The 785-nt window shown below is 49.0% G+C and carries 1 protein-coding gene; it reads right to left on the bottom strand.

The genetic code is table 11. The features are described from left to right. Nucleotides 1-785, bottom strand: a 785-nt coding sequence (locus tag R7Q48_RS26505) for an RQC domain-containing protein (protein WP_318133190.1), incomplete at both ends; no start/stop codon positions are given.

Here is a 785-nt window from a genome sequence, read left to right as displayed (position 1 = left end):
TCACTAAATACAACGTATGGTGGTAAGCCATCTTCATCAGCAATCGACTTACGCAGCTTGCGTAATTTCGCAAACAGCTTCTTATCGTAGTTTTTGCTGGTCAGTTTGTCCGACTTCGCAGCGCGTGCTGCGGTATCCAAACGAGGAACCGCTAGCTCGAGCGACACATCCCCGCGCAATAATGGTCGAGCTTCCTCGGTCAATTGCAACGTCGAGTTTCGGGTGATGTTTTGAAACAACAGTCCTTTGTGGATTAACTGGCGGAAGATACTCACCCAGTAATCATGGCTGTGATCGCGGCCAATACCGTATGTAGAGATCTTGTCGTGGCCATGTTCACGCACGCGGATATTTTGCATACCACGCAGCACCTCAACCACATACGTCATACCAAAGCTTTGGTTAACGCGGTAAACACACGACAACGCTTTTCGCGCTTCTTCTGTCGCATCAAAATGTTTGGGTGGATCGAGGCAGATATCACAGTTACCACAAGGCTTCTCGCGGTACTCACCAAAGTAGTTGAGCAGAACCTGACGACGACAGGTTTGTGCTTCCGCAAAGGCACTCATCGCATTAAGTTTATGGCTTTCTACTTGCTTTTGCGGTCCATCGTCTTTTTCATCCAGCATACGACGTAGCCAACTGATGTCTGCAGGGTCGTACAACATCATCGCTTCAGCAGGCAAACCCTCTCGCCCTGCTCGTCCCGTTTCTTGGTAGTAGGATTCAATATTGCGCGGAATATCAAAGTGCACCACAAAACGGACGTTCGGCTTGTTGAT

Source organism: Vibrio sp. 378 (assembly GCF_033339435.1).
Note: the sequence above shows the minus strand (reverse complement) of the source record. Positions and strands in the feature narration are given on the sequence as shown.